Raw genomic sequence first — 15,271 nt, 5'->3', positions numbered from 1 at the left:
TCCCCGCATGATCACAGCCCGCTACGGGCGTCACAATCATGGATGACTCGTGACCAACCCCCCGCGATCGATCACTCTCGGCGATGCTCCGGGGCAAGGTCACGAAAATGTATCGGGCATATCACCCATCAACCTTCACAAGGGCCACACCAGTTGGCTACCGTGCGGGCAGGCCGCACGACCCCCACCGGCGAACGTCGCCGGGCCGCGCGGCCTCCGCCGAGTCCGGTGTGCCGCAGCGGCAGCCGGAGCCGGGGACCCAACCGAGAACTCTGGGGTGAATCGGCCCGACTCCCCACGCGGAGATGGCCGTAGGGCAACCCTTCCGACGTACCCGCCCGAACCCGACAGCTAACCCGGTAGGCGGAGCATGGAAGGAGTCGCCTCCCTTGGCGTCGCACCGCAAGTCGCGTCCCGCGGGTACGCGCGTCGCAGGCATACGGACCCCCGCCCTCGCAACGGCGGCCCTCACGTCCGTGGCCCTGCTGTCCCAGTCGGCCAATGCCGCCCCCGATGCCGACGACAAGCCGAGTCTCGAGGAAGTCGAGAAGAAGATCGACGACCTGTACCGCCAGGCCGAGTCGGCGACCGACAAGTACAACTCGGCCAAGGAGAAGACCACCAAGCAGCGCAAGCGCGTCGACACCCTCCTCGACGACGTCGCCCAGCGCACCCAGAAGCTCAACGAGGCACGGGAGGAACTCGGTTCCTTCGCCGCCGCCCAGTACCGCACCGGCGCCTCCGCCCCGGACACGGCGACGTTCCTGCTCGCGGACACCCCGCAGGACTACTTCGACCAGACCCAGCTGATGGACCGGATGACCGGCCGTCAGAAGGTCGCGGTCGACGACTACGTCACCCAGCAGTCCGAGACGATGAAGAAGCGCCAGGAGGCCACCGAGAGCCTCGAGACGCTCACCGAGACGCAGGGCGACCTCAAGACGGCCAAGGCCACCGTCCAGAGGAAGCTCGCCGACGCGCGCGAACTGTTGTCGAAGCTGACCGCCGAGGAGCAGGCGCGGCTCGCGGCGATCGAGAGGGAGAAGCGGCAGGAGGCCGCACGCAAGGCCGCCGAGCTGGCCCGGCAGCAGGCCGCGCAGCAGAAGGCACAGGAGGAGGCCGCCCAGCAGCAGGAGAGCGGTTCGTCCTCGTCGTCGGGCTCGTCCTCCTCCTCGACGGCCCCGGCCGACTCCTCGTACGCCACCAAGGCCGAGAAGGCGCTCGCCTTCGCCCGCGCCCAGATCGGCAAGCCGTACGTCTGGGGCGCCGTCGGCCCCGGCTCCTACGACTGCTCCGGCCTCACCCAGGCCGCCTGGAAGGCCGCGGGCGTCACCCTGCCGCGCACGACCTACGACCAGGTCGACGCCGGCACCACGGTCTCCCTCGCCGACGCCCAGCCCGGTGACCTGGTCTTCTTCTATGACGACATCACCCACGTAGGCATCTACATCGGCAACGGCATGATGATCCACGCCCCGAAGCCCGGCACCTATGTGCGCGAGGAGTCGATCTACTACGACGGCGAGTCGGCGATCCACAGCGTGGTGCGCCCGGCCTGAGGGCTCGTACGCCACTGAGCGCCCTCACGCGCGCGTGAGGGCGCTCGCGCGTTTTTAGGCGCCCGCGCGCGTGCCCCGCTCGCAACGCGCGCGGTGCCTCCTAGCATCGGCCCCATGCCCGGCCCCTCCCCCTCCCCCGTCTGGTGGGCGCAGCGAGCGCCGTCCGCCAGTGCCGCCGTGCTGGCGACCGGCACCCTGGCGATCGGTCTGGATCTGGCCGGGTACGACGCCCTCTCCCGTATCGCCCTCGGCCTGGCCTGCGCGGCCTGGCTGATGCTCGCCGCGGACTTCACCCTTCGGCTGCTGCTCGCCGGCACCAAGTGGCGGGCGTACGCGGAGGTGCCGGGCTTCCTGGACACCGTGGCTACGGCCGCCCTCACCACCGTGGCGGCGACGGCCGTCCTGGGCACCGGCTTCTCGGCGGCCGGCTCGCAGCCTCTGGCCGCCGCACTGCTGGTGCTGGCCGTGCTGCTCTGGCCCGTGCCGCTCGCCCTCCCCGAGCAGGACGGGGAGCGGCGCAGGCCGGGGACGGTGTTCGCGCGCTGCATGGCCACGCAGGGGCTCGCCGTGCTCGGCGCCACGCTCGCCGCGGCCGAGTCGGCGGCCTGGCTCGCGCACGCGGCACTGGTGCTGTTCTGGCTGGGACTCGTGCTGTACGTCCTCGCCCTGGCCCGCTTCGATGTGCGGCAGGTGGCCGAGGGGCGCGGCGACCACTGGCTCGCGAGCGGGGCGCTCGCCATCTCGGCGCTGGCCGGGGCGCGGCTGATCAGCTCCGACAGCGGGCGCCTGTACCTGTGGAACGACGACGACCGCGGTGTCCTGCGCCATGTGACCGTCGCGCTGCTCGTGCTCGCACTGGCCTGCTGCGCCGTCCTGCTCGCCGCCGAGTTCCTACGACCCCGGCCCCGCACCGACATCCGCCGCTGGGCGACCGTGTTCACCTGGGCCAAGACGGCGGCGGCGGCACTGGCCGTCGCCGCCGCCCTCGACGTCTCCTGGCTCGACGGCCTCGGGGAGGCCCTGTTGTGGATCGCGGTGGCCGCGTGGCTCGGGGCCACCGCCTGGGCGGTCGCCTCGGCCCGGGCCTACGTCATGCCCGGCCGGGTCAGGTCCAGAGGACGGCGATGAAGACGTTCGCCGTGGTCAGCGCCCCGACCAGGCCGAACAGGCCCTTGTCCGCCTTCTCGTCGTCCCGTTTCACATAGACCAGGCCGAGGATCACGATCAGCAGGGCCAGCTTCACGCCGATCTTGATGTTGTTCACGGACTGGTCGTCGGCCTGGTTGAGGCCGACCAGGATCACACCGGTGACCAGCATCGTCAGCGCGCCGTGCAGCATCGCGGGGGTGTAGCGGGCGGTGCCCTCGCCCATCGCCTTCGTCTGGGTGAGGAAACCGCCCAGGAGGGCTGCGATGCCGATGATGTGGAGACCGACGAAGAGGTGGATGAGTACGTCCATGAGGCCGGAGCCTAATCAGGGGCTCCACAGCCGCCCGACACCGGCCCGTCGGATGCATATATGCACCCATAGCACCCGCCCGACGCCCCGGGCTCATGATTCGGCGCTTCGGTCATCACACTGAGTTAAGTCGACGGCGGCGAGACGCGATCCCGGTCGCATACGGTCACCGCCGGTCCTCTCGGAACACTTCCGCGCACCCGCCACCGGGCCGCCGCGGCGAGGTTTAGCGTCCTCCACCAGGTGCCCGGCTCCCCACCGCCGCCCGGGCCAGGGGCGGCAGTCGGACACCACCGCCGAAAAGGTCCGGCGGCGGTCCGCTTCCCCTGTGCGGGCCGTCGCCGGACGCGCAGGCCGCCCGTCCGCTCCCCAGGCGGCCGTACGCACCCGTCGGCGGTCGCAGGAAAGGACGTGGCCCCCAGGTGGCAGCGCATCGCAAGCCCCGCCAGCGCTCCGCGAGCGGCAACAAGGCCCGTACGGCCGCCACGATCGCCCTCGCGGGCGCGGCGACCGCGACGGGCTTCGACGGCACCGGACACGCCGAACCTGAGCTCACCCCCGGCCAGGTCAAGGCCAAGGTGGACGAGCTGTACCAGGATGCGGAGGTCGCCACCGAGAAGTACAACGGCGCGAAGGAGAAGGCCGAGGCGGCCGGACGGCGGCTGAAGGACCTCCAGGACCAGGCGGCACGCAAGGAGGAACGGCTCAACTCCGCCCGCGAGGAACTGGGGTCGGTCGCCGCCGCCCAGTACCGCGGGGGCGGCCTCGACCCCGCGCTCCAGCTCGCCCTGTCCGACGATCCCGACCGGTACCTCCAGAACGCCGAGTTCGTCGAGCGGGCCGGCAACCGGCAGCAGGCCGACGTCGCGCGCGTACGCCGGCAGCTCCGGGAGATCGAGCAGCTGCGCGGGGCCGCCCACATCGAGCTGACCTCCCTGAAATCACGGCAGACGGAGCTGAGACGGCACAAGAAGACGATCACCGGCAAGCTGGGCTCCGCGCGTCAGCTGCTGTCCCGGCTCAGCGCGCAGGAACGTTCCAGGCTCGGCGAAGCGCCGGGCACGGACCGCGCCTCACGCTCCTCGGCGGGTGCGCGTGACCGCCTCGCCGCCCCCGGGTCCGTCAGCGCGCAGGCGCCCAACGCCCGCGCGGCCGCCGCCGTGTCCTACGCCTACCAGAAGCTCGGCAGCCCCTACGTCTGGGGCGCGACCGGCCCGAACGCCTTCGACTGCTCGGGCCTCGTCCAGGCCGCGTACCGCTCCGCGGGCGTCTCCCTGCCCCGCACGACGTACTCCCAGATCGACGCGGGCCGCCGCGTCTCCCGCTCCGAACTCCTCCCCGGGGACCTGGTGTTCTTCTACGCCGGCATCAGTCACGTCGGCATCTATGTGGGCAACGGCCGGATGATCCACGCCCCGAACCCCTCCGCCCCGGTCCGGGTCGCCCCGCTCGACGAGATGCCGTTCACGGGCGCCACCCGGGTGGTCTGACGGGCGCGGCGGCGGCACCGTCGCCGGGTCGGCCGCTCCCACCGCAGTCAGGCGGCCCGGGCTTCCCGCGTCACACCAGCCGGCGAGCCGTCGCCCACCGCGTCAGCTCGTGCCGGTTGGAGAGCTGGAGCTTGCGGAGGACCGCCGAGACATGCGACTCGACCGTCTTCACCGAGATGAACAGCTGCTTGGCGATCTCCTTGTACGCGTACCCCCGGGCGATGAGCCGCAGCACCTCACGCTCGCGCTGGGTGAGGCGGTCCAGGTCCTCGTCGACCGGCGGCGCGTCCGTGGAGGCGAAGGCGTCGAGGACGAAGCCGGCCAGCCGCGGGGAGAAGACCGCGTCGCCCTCCTGGACACGGAAGATGGAGTCGACGAGGTCGGAGCCCGTGATCGTCTTGGTGACGTACCCGCGGGCCCCGCCGCGGATCACACCGATCACGTCCTCGGCGGCGTCCGACACGGACAGCGCGAGGAAACGGACGGGCTGTTCGGCGTCGGCCATCAACGGGGCGCAGCGACGCAGCACTTCGACACCACCGCCGCCGGGCAGGTGCACGTCGAGGAGGACCACCTCGGGCCGGGTGGCGGTGATGACCGTGACCGCCTGGTCCACGTCCGCGGCCTCGCCGACGACCTCCACACCGGTCTGCTCGGTCCGCCCGATCTCGGCCTGGACCCCCGTACGGAACATGCGGTGGTCGTCCACGAGGACCACGCGCACGCGACGCCCCGGGCCGCCGCCCGACTCCGCGGGCCCGGCCGCCTCCGCCGATCCCGCCGTACCGTTCGCCTCGGTCGGGTCGCTCATGACGTCTTCTCCGCCCTCTCCATCTCCAACTCGACCTCCGTGCCGCCGTCCGGCACCGCGCGCAGCCGCGCTGTGCCGCCGTTGCGCTCCATGCGGCCGATGATCGATTCTCTGACACCCATCCGGTCGGCGGGTATCGAGTCGAGGTCGAAGCCGGGGCCGCGGTCCCGCACGGACACGAAGACCGTCTTCCCCTCGACCTCGGCGAAGACCTGTACGGCTCCGCCCTCGCCACCGTACTTGGCGGCGTTCACCATTGCTTCGCGCGCGGCCTGCATCTGTGCGCCGATTCTCTCGTCGAGCGGGCAGTCGCCCACGACCACGACCTCGATGGGCACGCCGTGCTTGTCCTCCACCTCGGCCGCGTTGCGCCGCACCGCGTCGGCGAGGGTGGTCGGCTCGTCCGCCTCGTCCTTGCCGGTGCCCTCGGGCTTGTACAGCCAGGTGCGCAGGTCGCGCTCCTGGGCACGGGCGAGGCGGCGCACCTCGTTCGCGTTCTCCGCGTTGCGCTGGATCAGCGTGAGGGTGTGCAGCACCGAGTCGTGGACATGGGCCGCGACCTCCGCGCGCTCCTGGGCGCGGATGCGCATCAGGCGCTCCTCGGACAGGTCCTGCGTCATGCGCACCAGATACGGGCCGGCCAGGAGCGTTATGCCGACGAGGACCGCGAGGGCCGCCTGGAGGACGGATCCGAGGTGGGCGGCGGAGCCCTGGAGCACGAAGATGGCGGAGACGCCCGCCGTCACCAGCAGGACGCCGCCCACCGAGCGCAGCAGCGTCACCGTGCGCCGGCGGCGGCCGACCTCGACCCAGCGGGCCCGGCGGGCGTTGTCCGCCTGCCGCCAGACCAGGGCCACGCCCGCGCCGACGAGCACCGTCGGCCAGAGATACGCCCTGGCCCCACCGCTGAGGTTCACGTTGCCCACGAACACCATGGCCACGACGACCATGAGGAGCAGGGCCACTATCTGGCCCTTGTCGGGCCTGCGGGCGACGAGTCTGCGGCGGCCGTCGGGCGAGGTCTCCGGGGCGACCAGCGACGGCGGCTTCTGCGCCTCGACCCCGCCGACGCCGAGCGGGACGAAGAACCAGAACGCGGCGTACAGCAGCGCACCGAGGCCGTCGGCCATGAACAGGCCGACGAAGACGAGCCGTACCCAGATCACGGGCAGCCCGAGGTGCCCGGCGAGCCCCCGCGCCACACCACCGAGCCAGCGTCCGTCACTGCTGCGGTAGAGCTTGCGCGGCGGCCGCGGCTCGGCGAGTGGCGCTGCTGCGGCTTCCGACATGCCATTGATGGTCACACGGCCGGAAGGCCCGAGCATCAGGGTCGACCCCGGAGACTCCCCTGATCTCCGAACCCCGGCCCCTCGAACGCTTCCCGAGCCGTCCCTCAGGGCCGATATCAGGGTCCGGCCAGGGTCATTCCGACTGCCGCCGCACCGCCGCGCCCGTCACCATGGACCCATGACCGATCACGAGCACGCCGCGACGGGTTTGGGACCCGGCTCCGGCCCGCGCCCACCGGGCGCCGGGCCGCAGGATGCCGCGCCCGCCGCGGACGCCGCGTCCGCCGGCTCCCCGCGCCCCCGCGCGCGCACGAGCCCGCGGACGCGGGAGAACAGCGAGGAGGTACGCCCGAAGCGACCGACCCGGCCGGGGAGGCCATCCCTCCCGGACCGCCGCACAGGTTCCGGCGCGACCGCCGTCACAAGGCTCTGGCCGGCGTCTGCGCCGGGCTCGGGCGGCAGTGCGACATGGACCCGGTGATCTTCCGGATCACCCTCGCGGTGCTCTCCGCCACCGGCGGCGTCGGCCTCCTCTTCTACGGTTTCGCCTGGCTCTTCGTCCCGTACGACGACGAGGACGAGAACGAGGTGCGCAGGCTGCTGACCGGCCGTGTCGACGGCCAGGCCCTGACGGCCGTGCTGTTCGCGCTGGTCGGCTGCGGAGTGTTCCTGACCCTGCTGAACAACGGGGGGGTGCTGACCTTCGCCGTCGTCCTCTCCCTCCTCCTCGCTGGCGCCGGTTACTGGTCGCACCAGCGCGGCGCCCCCAGCCCCGACCCTTCCCCAAGCTCTCGACTGCGCTCGAGCCGGGGAGTCCCCATCGCCGCCCAGGCCGTCGCCGACGCCCCGCCGGAGCCGCAGGCGCCGCCGGTGCTCCTGACGTCGCCCTCCTGGTGGCGCGACCCGATCGTCAAGGACGGCACCCACATCGGCGGCACGGGCTATCTCTGGGGCCCCCGCGACTCCCGCGACCTGGACATCGCGGCAGCCATCAACGTCAGCCTCGGCGTCCAGCCCCGCGACCGCGAGGACATACCCGCCCCGCACACCCGGCCGCCCAAGCCGCGCGGCCCCCGCTGGATCGGCGGCTGGGTCTTCCTGCTGGCCTTGCTCGCGGGTGCCCTGGGCACGAGCCTCACCTGGGACCAGCACCCGCTCGGCACGAGTCTCCAGACCGGCCTGTCCTGCGCGCTCGCCGTCCTGGGCCTCGGCATAGCGGTCAGCGCCTTCCTGGGGCGGACCGGCGCCGGCTCCATCCTCCTGGCGGTCATCACGGCCGGCCTGCTCGCCGGCTCGGCGGCACTGCCCAAGGACATCGGCACCCAGTGGACCCGCACGACCTGGCAGCCCACCACGGTGGCGGACGTACACCGGCGGTACGACGTGGGCACGGGCGTCGGCACCCTGGACCTGACCAGGATGGACATAGACCGGAACCAGACCGTCACCACACGCGCCGACGTCGGCGTGGGCCAGGTGAAGGTGCTCGTGCCCGAGGACGTGACCGTGCGGCTGAGTGTCGACGTAGGTATCGGAGACCTCCAGCTGCCGGGCGACGACAAGAAGGACGTGGACGTGAAACCCGGCCAGCACAAGGAGATGACCCTCTCCCCCGCCGAAGGCGTCAGGAAGTCGGGCACCATCGACCTGGATCTCCAGGTCGGCATGGGACAGGCGGAGGTGGCCCGTGCTGCTTCATGAACTCCAGCCCGGAAGGCTGGTCGCCGGAGCCTTCCTCACTCTGGTGGGCGTCCTCTACGCCGGTGACGCGGGCGGCGCCTGGGAGACCCCGTGGTTCGTGGCGATACCCCTCGTCACGGGCGGGCTGTGCCTGGCCGGCGCGGTAGGGATCCTGACGGGCCGTATACGCCGACGCCGTACGTCGGGGCGTACCGCCACCGACGAACCCGGTCCGGACATGGCCGCCTGACCACGGGCTCCGCCCGCTGCCCAGCCCACTGCCGCACTACCGGTAACTCCCTGTCCTCTGCCGTCGCCGTGACCTCAAGGCGGCATCCACGGAGAGCAGGGGAGCGCCCGCGAGTACGAGGGGGATCCAGGCCATGAGGTAGGCGAGGTCGTTGCCGTAGTAGTACGGGTCGGAGGCCCAGCTCACGGTCAGCCACAGGCTGAGGGAGATCAGCGCACCGCCGAGTGCGGCCAGGCGGGCGAGGAGGCCGAGCAGGGTGCCGATGCCGACGGCCAGTTCTCCTAAGGCGATGGCGTAGCCGAAGCCGACAGGGCTCTTCAAAGAGAGGTCGACCAGGGCGGGGATGGCGGAGGAGTCGCGGACGGCACGCATCATGTCGCCGACCGAGCCGGAGCCGGCGTCCTTCATGAAGGCGCTGTCCGTGATCTTGTCCAGGCCGGCGTAGATGAAGGTGACGCCGAGGAAGACCCGAAGGGGAAGGAGGGCGTAGCGGACGGCGGTGTCCCGCCAGTCTCCTCCACTGCCGGAGTGGGAGGTGTGCGTGTCCGCTCGCATACGGTGAGTCATCGCTGCTAGCCGCCTCTCGCCGCCGGTGCCGAGACCCCCTCATCAGACCATACGTACGACGAACCGGCCCGGCTCAATCCTGTGCGGCGGCTTTTGTCACTGGGGAGCGAGGCAACCGGCGTCTCCAGGTGCCCGGCGGTTGAGCTGGGGCCGGGTGGGCCCACGGCCCGGCGGAGCGGGGTGCCGCTTCTTTGGGGCGGGCGCCGCCCCAGGCGGCACGACTGCCGACAGCCAGGACGGCCACGGCGGCCCGGACCGGCGGCCTGCGGCAGCAGAACCGGGACGTACCCGCCAGCCTCACTCCGTCACATCAACCACATACCGGTTCGTCTCCACCCCCGCCGCCGTGACCACCTGTACCTCCACCCGCCCCGGCTCCACATCCGCCGGCACCGGCACGGTCAGGAGCGTGTCCGTCGGGTTGCTGAAACCCCCGGGCACCGGCACCAACGGGACGTGCACATGGACGGCACCGACGCGGACGACCATCCGGGCCAGCCGGTCCGCGCCCTGCGCACCCGGCGGCACGAACCCGGCGCCCCGGATCTCGATGTCGTCGCCCGTGCGGATCGGCCCGTCCAGGTCCCCCGCCTCCCGCGACCGCACGACGGAGAGGATGACCGGCCGGCCGCCCTCCGCGTACTTGCCGGCCAGGTACGTCGCCGCCGACACCAGGACCACCACCGCCAGCCCCCACGGCAGATCCGGCAGCTGGTCCGGCCGCCTGGCCAGCCGTACCGCCGCGAAGACCAGGGCGACGGCGCTGATCACGACGTACTGGATGTCGGCGAAGGTTCCCCGGCCGGCGTCGTCGGTCAGCAGGTCGGCGGCGCGCGGCCGGTCGGCGGGTACCTTCTGGAGCCGTTGCCCCAGCACGCGCAGCCCGACCACACGCCGCACGAGCACGGCGATCACGCACACCACGGCGAGCACGGTGACGACCCCGGCCCCGCGGGCGAGTTCCAGCCCGGAGAGCAGCGCGTCCCGGTCGGCGTGCCGGGAGGCGCCCGCCAGCCGCCCGGCCAGCACGAGCACCGAGTAGGCCACGAAGAGCACCCATGCCCCGGCGACCGTGCGGGAGGTGGACAGCCGGTTGTCCTCACCGATGACGGGCGCCAGCGCACCGCCCTTCGCCCGGTGGAACCACGACGCCGCCGTCAGCGCCCCGGCGACCACCAGCGCGGCGGCCAGCCCGGCCGTACGGGCCGCCGTCCAGCCCGCGCCGACCGCGGTGAGGGACTGTCCGAGCAGCAACAGCACGACGGCCGCCCACACCACACCCGCCGTGCGGCGCCACAGGCCGGCCCGCCGGGCCCGGCCCTCGGCCCGGCCGCGCTCGGCGACGAGTTCCGCGGACTGCGCCAGTTCCTCCGAGACCCACTGGCGGGAAGCCGAGGCGGAGTGGGCCACCGCGGCCGGCAGCCCCTGCCCGGCCGCGAACTCGTCGCGCCTGCGCAGGAACGCGGCGAGGGCCCGCCGGTGCCCCTCGCGCGCCCCGTGCGGGCAGTCCCCACAGGCGCACCCACCGCCGTGCGGACCTCCGTGCACACCGCCGTCCATACCTCCGGGCCCCCCTCCCTGCACACTGCCGTGGCCGCCCGCATACCCGCCGGCATACCCACCCGCGGCCCCGCCGGTGTACCGACCCGCATACGCACCCGCGCCGCCCTGCCCCGCCTCGCGCACCGTCACGCCCGACGCCCGCCTTCCCGCGACCCCACCACCGTCGGTCTTCCGGACCCCGGAAACACCGCTGTACAACTCCTGTGCGACGACAGCGGATTATCCCTTCACCACCCGGTCCGCGTCCGCCCGGCCCGGTCAGCACGAGTGAACTTCGGCGTGCCGTGTTGACCTGGCTGCGAGAATTCCCTCATGGCCGAGATCATCCAGCGGGACGGGACCTGGGCCTTCGACGGCAGCACGATCCGGATCACGCCCGGTCTGCACCGCTCCGTGTCGCTGTTCCGGCAGACGTACGGGGAGATCACCGTGCCGCTGGAGGCGGTCTCGGGTGTGGTCCTCGAACCCGAACGCAAGCGCGGACGGCTCAGGTTGCGGCTGCGGGAGGGCGCCGACCCGCTGCTCCAGGCGACCGGCGGACGGCTGCCGGACGCGGCCGATCCGTACCGGCTGGCGGTGGACGTCGACCGGACGGGGGTCGCCGAGTACGTCGCCGAGGAGATCCGCCGCGCGCTGCTGCTCGACCAGATCCCGAAGGAGCCGGTGAGGGCCTATCTGCTGCCCGGCCCGCCGGTTCCGGTGTCGGTGCGCTCGTCCGACGGGACGGTGTCCTTCGACGGGACCCGGGTACGGATCGACTGGGCCGACACCTCCGAGCGGGTCAAACGCGCCACCGGCCCGCGCATCGTCGACCTGGGTGACCTCGTCCAGGTCGAGTGGCTGCCGAACTCCGGTTACGAGGACGGCTGTCTGCGTTTCGTCACCCGCGAGACGGTGTTCTCGAAACTGCCGCCGGAGAAGGACCCGTACGCCCTGGACCTGTGGGGCAGCGCCCGCCGCGACCTGCTGACCGCGCTCGTCGCGACGGCGGTGACCGCCCGGCTGCCGCACCCGTCCACCCGCACCGCGGCTGACAACCGCGAGGCCGGTGTGCACGCCGGCCCCCGTCCGGCACCCGCCGTACCGCCCGCGGCCGACCACCACGACGTACTGCTGCGCCGTCTGCGCGAGTTGGGCGAGCTGCACCGGGACGGTGTGCTCACCGACGAGGAGTTCGCCGTGGCGAAGGCAGCGGTGCTCCGCGGCTTCTGACGGGCCGGCCGCTCAGCTCAGCAGATCCGGCTCACTGCGGCTGACCTCCTGCCACATCGGCTGGTAGTTGATCCACGCCACCAGGTCGCCCCCCAGCTGTTCCCGCGTCGCCACCGCCATCCGGTGGTCGATGCGGACCGGCCGCCCGGCCGCCTGCGCCGTCAGCTGCACCTGGCAGGACCGTTCCATCGACACGTACCACCAGGCGGCGGCGTCCACCGAGTCGCCGACGGTCAGCAGCCCGTGGTTGCGCAGCACGAGCGCCTTGCGGGAGCCGAGCGCGGCCGCGATGCGCCGCCCCTCCTCGGCGTCGACGACGACGCCGGTGTAGGCGTCGTAGAGGGCGTGGTCCTCGTAGAAGGCGCAGCTCTCCTGGGTGATCGGCTCCAGCAGTTCGCCGAGGGCTGCGAGCGTCCGGCCGTGCACCGAGTGGCAGTGGGCGACGGCGACCACGTCGGGGCGGGCGGCGTGGACCTGGGCGTGCACGGTGAAGGCGGCCTGGTTGACGTGGTACTCGCCGTCGACGACCTGGCCGTCCTGGTTGGCGAGCACCAGGTCGCTCACGGTGACGTGCCGGAAGGGCATGCCGAACGGGTTGACCCAGAAGCAGTCGGTGTACTCCGGGTCGCGGGCGGTGATGTGCCCGGACACGCCGTCCTCGTAGCCGAGCCGCCCGAAGATCCGCAGGGCGCCCGCGAGCCGTTCCTTGCGGTGCCGGCGCTCGTCCTCGACCGACTCGTGCATCGGCGGCATCGCGAACCGCAGCCGGTCGGTGGGCAGTGGCAGGGGCGGGGTGGGCCCGTGCATAGGTCCTCCAGCGCTGGTTCTCCGTACGGGGCGGAAGCTACCGCCGGTCGGGCGGGGAAGGACAGAACCGTTTCGTAAAGATGAGACGAGTGCCCCCTGCGAACGCCCCGTGAGCACCCATGCGCACTCATACGCACCGTGCGCACCCTTTCGCTCCCGGTCTCCCCTACCCCCCGAATAGCCGACAGAGGATGTCGGGTTTCGGCGCCAGACTCTCCGTATGACAGCGAACTGGGCGGCTTTCGCCACTGCCGAACCGGATCTGGCCGGCACCGTCGAGAAGCGCTTCGGCGCCTACACCCACCACGTCCTCGCCACCCTCCGGAAGGACGGCTCGCCGCGCACCAGCGGCCTGGAAGTGCGGTTCCTGAACGGCGAACTGTGGCTGGGCATGATGCCGGACTCGCTCAAGGCGCTCGACCTGCGCCGCGACCCGCGCTTCGCGCTCCAGGCGAACCCCGGGGAGGGGCAGTCCATGGGCGGAGGTGATGTGCGGATCGCCGGGCGGGCGATCGAGGTCGAGGACCCCGAGCTGAAGGCCGCGTACACCGAAGAGGTGGAACCGCCGGAGCCGTTCCACCTCTTCCGCACCGAGCTCACGGAGGTCGTGCGGACCTACGTCGAGGACGACACGTACCTCGTCGTCCAGATCTGGACACCCGGCGAGCCCTTGCGCACCATCAAGCGCACCTAGGGCCTACTCCCACTCGATCGTCCCCGGCGGCTTCGAGGTCACGTCGAGGACGACACGGTTGACGTCGCGCACCTCGTTGGTGATCCGGGTCGAGATCCTCGCGAGGACGTCGTAGGGCAGGCGCGACCAGTCAGCGGTCATCGCGTCCTCGGAGGAGACGGGGCGCAGGACGACCGGGTGGCCGTACGTACGGCCGTCGCCCTGGACGCCGACGCTGCGGACGTCCGCGAGCAGGACCACCGGGCACTGCCAGATGTCCCGGTCGAGGCCGGCCGCCGTGAGCTCCTCGCGGGCGATGGCGTCGGCCTCGCGCAGCAGGTCCAGGCGCTCCTTGGTGACCTCGCCGACGATACGGATGCCGAGGCCGGGGCCGGGGAAGGGCTGGCGCTGGACGATCTCGTCCGGCAGGCCGAGCTCCTGGCCGACCATGCGGACCTCGTCCTTGAAGAGCTTGCGCAGCGGCTCGATCAGCTGGAACTCGAGGTCCTCGGGGAGGCCGCCCACGTTGTGGTGGGACTTGATGTTGGCCGTGCCGGTGCCGCCACCGGACTCGACCACGTCCGGGTAGAGGGTGCCCTGGACGAGGAACTCCACCGCCGGGCCCTCGTCCGCGATGATCTCGGCCTGGGCCTGCTCGAAGACCCGGATGAACTCCCGGCCGATGATCTTCCGCTTCTCCTCGGGGTCGGAGACTCCAGCGAGCGCCTTGAGGAACCGCTCCTCGGCGTCCACGACCTTCAGCTGCACGCCGGTCGCGGCGACGAAGTCCTTCTCGACCTGCTCGGTCTCGCCCTTGCGCATCAGGCCGTGGTCGACGTACACGCAGGTCAGCTGGGAGCCGATGGCCTTCTGGACCAGGGCGGCGGCGACGGCGGAGTCCACACCGCCGGACAGCCCGCAGATGGCGCGCTTGTCGCCGACCTGCTCGCGGATGGCGGCGACCTGCTCCTCGATCACGCTGCCCGTGGTCCAGGACGGGGTCAGGCCCGCGCCCCGGTACAGGAAGTGCTCCAGCACCTGCTGCCCGTGTGTGGAGTGCATCACCTCGGGGTGATACTGGACGCCGTACAGCTTCTTCTCGTCGTTCTCGAACGCGGCGACCGGCACGACGTCCGTGGAGGCCGTCACGGAGAAGCCCTCGGGGGCGGCGGAGCAGGCGTCGCCGTGCGACATCCAGACGGCCTGCTCGGCGGGGGTGCCCTCGAAGAGGGTGGAGGACGACTTGGAGACGTGCAGGTCGGTGCGGCCGTACTCGCGGGCTCCGGTGTTGTCGACGGTGCCGCCGAGGGTCTGCGCCATCAGCTGGAAGCCGTAGCACATGCCGAAGACGGGGACGCCGGCCTCGAAGAGCGCGCGGTCCAGGCGCGGGGCGCCCTCCTCGTAGACCGACGAGGGGCCGCCGGAGAGGATGATCGCCGCGGGGTTCTTGGCGAGCATCTCGGCGACCGGCATGGTGCTCGGCACGATCTCGCTGTAGACCCGCGCCTCGCGGACACGACGGGCGATGAGCTGGGCGTACTGCGCGCCGAAGTCGACGACCAGGACGGTGTCGGCGGCGCTGGCAGCGGGAGTCGCTGATGACACAGGGTGCCTTCCGGCGGTGGGGCGGGGGTCTTGTGCCACCCGATTCTACCGGGGTGCCGCCGCGCGCCGGCCGGGCGCCGGGGACGGGTGCCGTCTCAGGATGCGAACCGTGTTGGACGCCCCCGGGGAGCGGGGCATACTTGCCCCATGCTCCAGCACCAGACGTTCCTCTTTAGCTATGGCATCCGGCCCGCCGGCTGCCATGGTCGTGCTGCTTGAGCAACTGACAAGCGACTTCCCAGGCGCCCCGGGCCGACAAGGTCCGGGGCGCCTGTCGTCGTCCGGGCCTTGCCGCTCCGGGGCACC

General features: G+C 72.1%; 13 protein-coding genes, 1 pseudogene and 1 riboswitch. Of the genes and pseudogenes, 7 read left to right on the top strand and 7 right to left on the bottom strand.

Annotated features, from left to right (window positions below; genetic code table 11):
- The first annotated feature begins 207 nt into the window (after window positions 1–207).
- Window positions 208–381, top strand: a riboswitch (cyclic di-AMP (ydaO/yuaA leader).
- A gap of 8 nt (window positions 382–389) precedes the next feature.
- On the top strand, window positions 390–1,559 hold the full coding sequence (locus V8690_RS26675) for an NlpC/P60 family protein (RefSeq protein WP_338782615.1): 1,170 nt from the start codon (window positions 390–392) through the stop codon (window positions 1,557–1,559).
- Between the two features lie 114 nt (window positions 1,560–1,673).
- Window positions 1,674–2,687, top strand: coding sequence for a hypothetical protein (locus tag V8690_RS26670; RefSeq protein ID WP_338782614.1), 1,014 nt, complete (start codon window positions 1,674–1,676; stop codon window positions 2,685–2,687).
- Here the strand turns inward: V8690_RS26670 and V8690_RS26665 are convergent.
- On the bottom strand, window positions 2,665–3,018 hold the full coding sequence (locus V8690_RS26665) for a hypothetical protein (RefSeq protein ID WP_338782613.1): 354 nt from the start codon (window positions 3,016–3,018) through the stop codon (window positions 2,665–2,667). The genes V8690_RS26670 and V8690_RS26665 overlap by 23 nt on opposite strands.
- Before the next feature lie 422 nt (window positions 3,019–3,440).
- Between V8690_RS26665 and V8690_RS26660 the strand changes: the two genes are divergently transcribed.
- On the top strand, window positions 3,441–4,508 hold the full coding sequence (locus V8690_RS26660; protein ID WP_338782612.1) for an NlpC/P60 family protein: 1,068 nt from the start codon (window positions 3,441–3,443) through the stop codon (window positions 4,506–4,508).
- A gap of 70 nt (window positions 4,509–4,578) precedes the next feature.
- On the opposite strand, the gene V8690_RS26655 is transcribed toward V8690_RS26660, so the two are convergent.
- Window positions 4,579–5,319, bottom strand: a complete 741-nt coding sequence (locus tag V8690_RS26655; RefSeq protein ID WP_338782611.1) for a response regulator transcription factor — start codon at window positions 5,317–5,319, stop codon at window positions 4,579–4,581.
- Window positions 5,316–6,608 (bottom strand): PspC domain-containing protein, encoded by a 1,293-nt coding sequence (locus V8690_RS26650; RefSeq protein WP_338782610.1) that lies wholly within the window; start codon window positions 6,606–6,608, stop codon window positions 5,316–5,318. Before V8690_RS26650 ends, V8690_RS26655 begins: the two co-directional genes overlap by 4 nt.
- A 178-nt stretch (window positions 6,609–6,786) precedes the next feature.
- Between V8690_RS26650 and V8690_RS26645 the strand changes: the two are divergent.
- Both V8690_RS26645 and V8690_RS26640 read left to right on the top strand, forming a co-directional pair.
- A pseudogene (locus tag V8690_RS26645) lies at window positions 6,787–8,309 on the top strand (PspC domain-containing protein).
- A complete protein-coding gene (locus tag V8690_RS26640; RefSeq protein ID WP_338782609.1) occupies window positions 8,296–8,538 on the top strand; it encodes a hypothetical protein in 243 nt (80 codons plus the stop codon). The pseudogene V8690_RS26645 and the gene V8690_RS26640 overlap by 14 nt, the downstream one beginning before the upstream one ends.
- 36 nt (window positions 8,539–8,574) lie before the next feature.
- On the opposite strand, the gene V8690_RS26635 is transcribed toward V8690_RS26640, so the two are convergent.
- Window positions 8,575–9,105: a DoxX family membrane protein gene (locus V8690_RS26635; protein ID WP_338782608.1), complete on the bottom strand. Its 531-nt coding sequence runs from the start codon at window positions 9,103–9,105 to the stop codon at window positions 8,575–8,577.
- Window positions 9,106–9,402: 297 nt separating this feature from the next.
- On the bottom strand, window positions 9,403–10,665 hold the full coding sequence (locus V8690_RS26630) for a hypothetical protein (RefSeq protein ID WP_338782607.1): 1,263 nt from the start codon (window positions 10,663–10,665) through the stop codon (window positions 9,403–9,405).
- Between the two features lie 315 nt (window positions 10,666–10,980).
- On the opposite strand from V8690_RS26630, the gene V8690_RS26625 reads away from it, so the two are divergent.
- Window positions 10,981–11,880 (top strand): DUF4429 domain-containing protein, encoded by a 900-nt coding sequence (locus V8690_RS26625; protein ID WP_338782606.1) that lies wholly within the window; start codon window positions 10,981–10,983, stop codon window positions 11,878–11,880.
- A gap of 12 nt (window positions 11,881–11,892) precedes the next feature.
- Here the strand turns inward: V8690_RS26625 and V8690_RS26620 are convergent, their stop codons facing one another.
- Entirely contained in the window at window positions 11,893–12,687 is a 795-nt protein-coding gene (locus tag V8690_RS26620; protein ID WP_338782604.1) for a class II aldolase/adducin family protein, read from the bottom strand.
- A gap of 220 nt (window positions 12,688–12,907) precedes the next feature.
- Here V8690_RS26620 and V8690_RS26615 point away from each other — a divergent pair, with 220 nt between their 5' ends.
- Complete coding sequence (locus V8690_RS26615; protein WP_338782603.1) at window positions 12,908–13,381, top strand: pyridoxamine 5'-phosphate oxidase family protein; 474 nt, start codon at window positions 12,908–12,910, stop codon at window positions 13,379–13,381.
- Between the two features lie 3 nt (window positions 13,382–13,384).
- On the opposite strand, the gene guaA is transcribed toward V8690_RS26615, so the two are convergent.
- On the bottom strand, window positions 13,385–14,965 hold the full coding sequence (gene guaA / locus V8690_RS26610) for a glutamine-hydrolyzing GMP synthase (RefSeq protein WP_338782602.1): 1,581 nt from the start codon (window positions 14,963–14,965) through the stop codon (window positions 13,385–13,387).
- Between the last annotated feature and the right edge of the window lie 306 nt (window positions 14,966–15,271).

This window comes from Streptomyces sp. DG1A-41, from assembly GCF_037055355.1.
Classification (GTDB): Bacteria; Actinomycetota; Actinomycetes; order Streptomycetales; family Streptomycetaceae; genus Streptomyces.
Note: the sequence above shows the minus strand (reverse complement) of the source record. Positions and strands in the feature narration are given on the sequence as shown.

What these genes read in the sequence shown, in the direction of transcription:
- V8690_RS26670 (WP_338782614.1), top strand. Translation starts at nt 1,674, where the DNA reads ATGCCCGGCCCCTCCCCCTCCCCCGTCTGGTGGGCGCAGCGAGCGCCG.
- V8690_RS26665 (WP_338782613.1), bottom strand. Translation starts at nt 3,018, where the DNA reads ATGGACGTACTCATCCACCTCTTCGTCGGTCTCCACATCATCGGCATC.
- V8690_RS26655 (WP_338782611.1), bottom strand. Translation starts at nt 5,319, where the DNA reads ATGAGCGACCCGACCGAGGCGAACGGTACGGCGGGATCGGCGGAGGCG.
- V8690_RS26650 (WP_338782610.1), bottom strand. Translation starts at nt 6,608, where the DNA reads ATGTCGGAAGCCGCAGCAGCGCCACTCGCCGAGCCGCGGCCGCCGCGC.
- V8690_RS26635 (WP_338782608.1), bottom strand. Translation starts at nt 9,105, where the DNA reads ATGACTCACCGTATGCGAGCGGACACGCACACCTCCCACTCCGGCAGT.
- V8690_RS26630 (WP_338782607.1), bottom strand. Translation starts at nt 10,665, where the DNA reads ATGGACGGCGGTGTGCACGGAGGTCCGCACGGCGGTGGGTGCGCCTGT.
- V8690_RS26625 (WP_338782606.1), top strand. Translation starts at nt 10,981, where the DNA reads ATGGCCGAGATCATCCAGCGGGACGGGACCTGGGCCTTCGACGGCAGC.
- V8690_RS26620 (WP_338782604.1), bottom strand. Translation starts at nt 12,687, where the DNA reads ATGCACGGGCCCACCCCGCCCCTGCCACTGCCCACCGACCGGCTGCGG.
- V8690_RS26615 (WP_338782603.1), top strand. Translation starts at nt 12,908, where the DNA reads ATGACAGCGAACTGGGCGGCTTTCGCCACTGCCGAACCGGATCTGGCC.